Source organism: Desulfobulbaceae bacterium (assembly GCA_015231515.1).
Lineage (GTDB): Bacteria > Desulfobacterota > Desulfobulbia > Desulfobulbales > VMSU01 > JADGBM01.
In genome coordinates this window covers 1-3,985 of record JADGBM010000184.1, presented here as the reverse complement: position 1 = coordinate 3,985, position 3,985 = coordinate 1, and the positions used below count along the sequence as shown (strand labels likewise).

Below are 3,985 nucleotides of genomic sequence, written 5' to 3'. Positions count from 1 at the left end.
TATATCCTCGTCAAGAGATTCCCACCGAAGCGCAAAACCATCCAAGCGCAGTGTAACCTCTTTTAGCTGGTCATCAGTTGCTTTTGAAAGGATGATAAACCGGTCTGCAGGGAAACCAATAATACGGCCATCGGTGAGTTCGATAAAAATAGTCCTATTCTCTGCCCAAACCCGGATGGCCACCGGTTCAATTATCTCATTTTTAACTGCGGTGGTGTAGCCCATGATATTTCTCCAATAACAATTGCAGATTGTTGTATACCAGCGTTTCTATCTGGCGAACAGTCGCGGGAGCGACACCTTTGTTTCGGGCCAGCCTAACAGGATCAAGCCAGAACTTGCATTCCCCGTCAGGTGTTGCCACATGAATATGCGGGGGTTCGCTGCCTTCGTCTGAATAAAAATGAAACCTGAATGACCCTATGCGTAGAATAGTTGGCATGCCTTTGCGTATTGTCCTTATCGCGTTTTTTGTTTTTCGTCCGCTCAGTATTTGGCAGATCTGGTATTAACCACTCCCCAGTTCACCTGCTCGGAAATGAAATGTCGATCTGTTCTGCCATAAGTTAGTTTATAAGCGAAAACCTTTATTTCGCCAGTAAAAAAGCCGATATGGGGCCTAAATTAAGCATTGAAAATGCATAAAATAACTGAACATCAACAAGTTAGCGTGGTCCGACCCCATTCCACACTCGGCCCCAATAACGACTTCGGGGTCTAATAATATCAACTACCTACACAACCGACAAATCAGAATTCCGTTATCAAATCAGCAGGTTAGCGTGGCCCGACCGTTAGGACAGTATGGCAGTTTTTTAGTTTTGAAACCTTTGGCAATATACTACGCCATACCACCTTTCTTTTTTCTTAATAAACTGTACATCCGATATTGCTCAGAACCTTTCTAAATATAATGAAAATTAGTCCGTCTCAACGGCTTCCATATATTCGAAAAACAGATGACTCTTTACGCCATTCGATATTTGATTAAGCAGTAACACGCTGCAGTACCACAAACACTTCATCAGGTTTAAATGGCTTGGTGATAAAATCGTCCATTCCAGCTGCCATACATTCTTCACGTATCTCTTCCATGGCATGGGCAGTCATGGCAACAATAGGTGTATGAGTGCCTTTAAGCTTTTCATTTACCTTCCTTACTAGTTCCTTATGTTCTCTTGCAACCGCATTACCTTCGGTTTCACAGCGCCTGATAAGCCCAGTTGCGGTAATACCGTCCATAACAGGCATCTGCAAATCCATAAGTATCACATCAAATTTTTTATCAACCAACGCCATAAGGGCCTTCACACCATCTTCAGCAGTTGTAACTATATGCCCAACTTGCTCAAGAACTGTCTGGGCAAGCTGCATATTGAACATATTATCCTCAGCCAAGAGTATCTCGAGAGGAGTGACATTTATTAAAAGAGAGTTCTTTTCTTTCTTTTTCTCAGCTGTTTCTAAAGAAATTTCAGAATCTATCTTGAAAACAGAAGTAAAATGGAAGGTTGCGCCTTTGCCAGGCTCACTTTCAACCCAGATCTCGCCACCCATCAGAATTGCAAGTGATCGGCAGATCGATAGCCCCAAGCCTACACCAGAGAATCTTTTAGCCAGACTATTATCTGCTTGGGAGAACCTGTCAAAAATTCGTTCATGATCCTCTACAGGGATACCGGGTCCGGTGTCTGAAACAGAAAATTTCAGAGAAACTCCATTGCTGGTTTGGGATAACATCTTTATTTCAATTCTTATTCCACCACTTTCAGTAAACTTGACTGCATTGCCGACAAGATTGTTGAAAATCTGCTGCAACCTGACCTTATCTCCAATTAAACGGGAAGGAATATCCGAGGGAAATTCACATGCATAACTCAACTGCTTTTCCTGAATGTGAAAATCGAAAGTTTCCTTAATGGATTGCAAGACTTCACCTAAATTAAACGGCTGCATTTCCAAATCAAGGTGTCTAGCTTCGATCTTTGAATAATCTAGGATGTCATTGATTACAGTGAGCAGTAATTCGGCAGAATGCTGAACAACCGTCAGTTTCTGCCGCTGCTCGGGCGACAGTTCCGTATCAAGTACGAGACAATTCATACCCAGAATAGCATTCATAGGTGTGCGAATTTCATGGCTCATGTTTGCCAAAAATAAGCTCTTGGACTTGTTGGCTTGAGTGGCTTTCTCCTTCTCTTCGCGAAGTGCTTTTTCGTATTGTATCCTTTCGCTGATGTCGTGAATCTGAGAAACAAAGTGAAGGGGGGTACCGCTGTTGTCCCATACCAGAGAAACGTTTAATAATACCCAGACGATATGACCGTTCTGGTGGTAGTAGCGTTTTTGTATCTGGTAGTTGGTGATCTCTTTGGCAAGCATTTTGGTGACAAAATCAAGGTCGTCATCAAGATCATCTGGATGCGTAATATCCTGAAATGTCAAGGACAACAACTCCTTTTCTTCATATCCGACAATACGGCATAAAGCAGAGTTTACCTTCAAGTAGCGCCCTTCAGGCGAGACCAGCGCCATGCCGATGGGAGCTGTCTCAAATGCTCCCCGAAAGCGGTCTTCACTCTCCCGTAATCTCTCTTCCGACTGCTGACGCTTTGAGAGATCGAGGAATGCTTTTCTATAAAAATAGGCGACAGCTGCTCCAGCCAGTAATAATAGGCCAGTGGAAGTTCTGAGGAAAGAGTGGAAAAAATCATGAGTAATAACGCTAAGATTGTGCAAATAGATCAAATTCCAGCCGGTCATGTTTTTCAAAGTATTTTTATGAATAAGGTAGCTGCTGCCAGATCCATCAGTTACCATATTTTCATTTTTCTGTCGCAGGTCAGCAACTGGCCATGGTCCAAGTCCAAACTGTTTTGTCTTTTGCATTTCCTCCAGTTGAACGGGAGAAGGTTTCTGTAAAAATTTATTGAGCAAGTCTTGTTGACTGGAAATGAATATTAACCCTTCAGGACTTGTGAGCAGGGTAATATTTCCTGTTTCGGCAGTCAGTTGTTCGTCAAAAAAGGTTACTGGCGCTTTAATGACAACTACTCCAGCTGGATTTATCCTGTCGGTTGTAAAGACAGGATAACTGAAGTAAGCCCCTCTTTTTCCAGAAGTGACTCCAATGGCCAAGTAGGTAAACGGCTCAGCATTTATGGCATTCATGAAATATGGCCGGAAACTATAATTCTCACCAACAAAACTACCGGCACTGTTTCGGTTTGAGGAAGCAATAGTAAGCCCTGTTTGATCCATAACATAACAAACATCCACCTCAAGAATTTCGGCAAAACGATCCAGTGTGGAGTTGGCCGCCAATAAGGTGGTTTGATCTTTGAGGGTAAGTAAATGCTTTATTGATGGTTCTACAGCCAAGAGTTCAGCTTCAATGCGGAAACGAGTAAAAACACTTGATAATTGTACCTCAAGACGCTCCATATATTGCTCTATGTTCATATTTTCCTGATTAACAATGCGATTACTGAAAGCTACAAAGTATGAATAGAATGAAAATATAATGGCAAGTATGGAGATAAGAGCAAATATTGACAGGGTTTTTTTAGTATTCATTGATAATTCTAAGAAAATTTATTTTTTAGATTTCCTGAAGTTACACAAACATTTTTCACTTTTCTTTGATCTCTGCCATTATGACATGTATGGCACCTTCTAAGAAAATCTTGGTTTCTGAACTTTATGGAGCCGCCATCCATCTTAAATTTTAACCTTTTTAATAATCCTATAGTACATCTTGCGTCTTATCAAATTGATTCTTGGTTCGGGTTCATTTTCGGTTCATTTTCGGGGTCGGACCGAGCTAAATTCCTGTAATATCTCTATGAATGCCCCAATAATGCATGTTTTCTGGCCTTAAACGGTCATTTTCAGGCATGAAATGGGTGCTGTAAGGGATGTTAAGTTCTCGGCATTTTCCTTAACGGTTCATTTTTGATATCAAAATCGACCTTCTAAGGGTGAT

3 protein-coding genes are annotated in these 3,985 nt (G+C 41.5%); all 3 read right to left on the bottom strand.

The window, feature by feature from the left end; translation table 11 throughout:
- Positions 1 to 225, bottom strand: a 225-nt coding sequence (locus tag HQK80_15860) for a DUF2442 domain-containing protein (protein ID MBF0223668.1), incomplete at its 3' end; no start/stop codon positions are given.
- Positions 203 to 442 (bottom strand): DUF4160 domain-containing protein, encoded by a 240-nt coding sequence (locus tag HQK80_15855; GenBank protein ID MBF0223667.1) that lies wholly within the window; start codon positions 440 to 442, stop codon positions 203 to 205. The genes HQK80_15855 and HQK80_15860, both read right to left, overlap by 23 nt.
- Positions 443 to 987: 545 nt before the next feature.
- Complete coding sequence (locus HQK80_15850) at positions 988 to 3,576, bottom strand: PAS domain S-box protein (protein ID MBF0223666.1); 2,589 nt, start codon at positions 3,574 to 3,576, stop codon at positions 988 to 990.
- Between the last annotated feature and the right edge of the window lie 409 nt (positions 3,577 to 3,985).